Genomic DNA, 1,213 nt, shown 5'->3' on the forward strand with positions numbered 1-1,213 from the left:
GTATGGTTTCTAATTACTGGGTTTGATTCTGTTTTATATCTTTTATTTTATCATAGTTTTGTTCCTTATAGGGAACTATTAGCTCTTTTTGTGCGGTATTTCCTAAGATAAAAGAATATAAGGAGATAGTTAACAAAAGCAAGGAAGAAAAGGAAGCTCTAAAGAAGTTGGAAGAGGAGTTTGTTGAAGCACTCAAATATCTAAGCGAAAAAGAGAAAGAAAAGAATTCTTACTCGAGAAAGAAGATTTATGAAGCCGTTAAAAGGATGGATTATCTTGAAGAAAAAGACTTGATAAGATTGATTCAGGATATCAAAAACCGGAAAAATCCCTTCGGATCTTCCTGTTCTTATAAGGCAATGGAGGATTATTCTTCTTTAAGAAAGCGTCAAACTTATGTACAAAAATTCAAGTTGGCAAGCCAGGAGAAGCAGTTGCCGGGTTTTCCCAATGTTGCTTACAGTTTGCCGATCGTGCAATTTATAAAAAACAACAGAAACGAAGAGGATCCCAAAGGGGTAAGAGAATTTCATTTTTTTGTTCGGACAGGAGATAACAGCCTGTTGGCAAATCTGTTTGAGGGAAGAACGTTTGATGAAGGCAAGGTTTTGTTGATTGGACCGAAAGCAAGTCAGGGATATAATCGGTATCTTTTGAAAGAGATAAAGAAATGCAACAAAGAACCGAAACAAAAAAATAGAAGCGAACGTAACTATCTCAATATAGGGATGTTACTTCCCGCTGAAAACAGTATCGATTGGGAAAAATCAAGTATTTCGCTCTATACCTCGGAGAGAAGACCTTTTCATATTTCTGCGGGAATGGACAAGGAAAAGGTTATCAGCTTTATTGGAGAAGGAAGCGTCGTTTCTTCTCTGCAAAAGGAGTTTTTGTCAGGCGAAAGTATAAGAAATCCTTACAACCTTATGTATAAAAACGCCATTGTATTTGGAAATTCTTATTTGAAAGAGCTGGAGGTGTCATGTGAAAAAGAAAGTAAAATTTAAACTCAGAAGCATCTCTCCTGTTATCTTATCTCCGAGGATGCAGGGTGCCTTATATAGGGGTGTTGATTTTTGTATCGACATAGAGAATAACAAAGGAGCGACGAAGCAACAATATACTGAAGAAAAAATTAATGATTTAGAGCGTGTCTACGCAATACTTTACAAAACGTAAAAAATATGAGATACTCGTATAAAACAGAGGAGGT

The 1,213-nt window shown here is 35.9% G+C and carries 2 protein-coding genes; both read left to right on the forward strand.

The features are described from left to right. The first annotated feature begins 167 nt into the window (after nucleotides 1-167). Nucleotides 168-1,007, forward strand: coding sequence for a hypothetical protein (locus ACFO4R_RS01555; RefSeq protein ID WP_379787216.1), 840 nt, complete (start codon nucleotides 168-170; stop codon nucleotides 1,005-1,007). After that, nucleotides 985-1,179, forward strand: a complete 195-nt coding sequence (locus ACFO4R_RS01560) for a hypothetical protein (RefSeq protein ID WP_379787217.1) — start codon at nucleotides 985-987, stop codon at nucleotides 1,177-1,179. The genes ACFO4R_RS01555 and ACFO4R_RS01560 overlap by 23 nt, the downstream gene beginning before the upstream one ends. Nucleotides 1,180-1,213 lie beyond the last annotated feature (34 nt).

Origin of the sequence: Filifactor villosus, assembly GCF_042652965.1 — a bacterium.
GTDB classification, from domain to species: domain Bacteria; phylum Bacillota; class Clostridia; order Peptostreptococcales; family Filifactoraceae; genus Filifactor; species Filifactor villosus.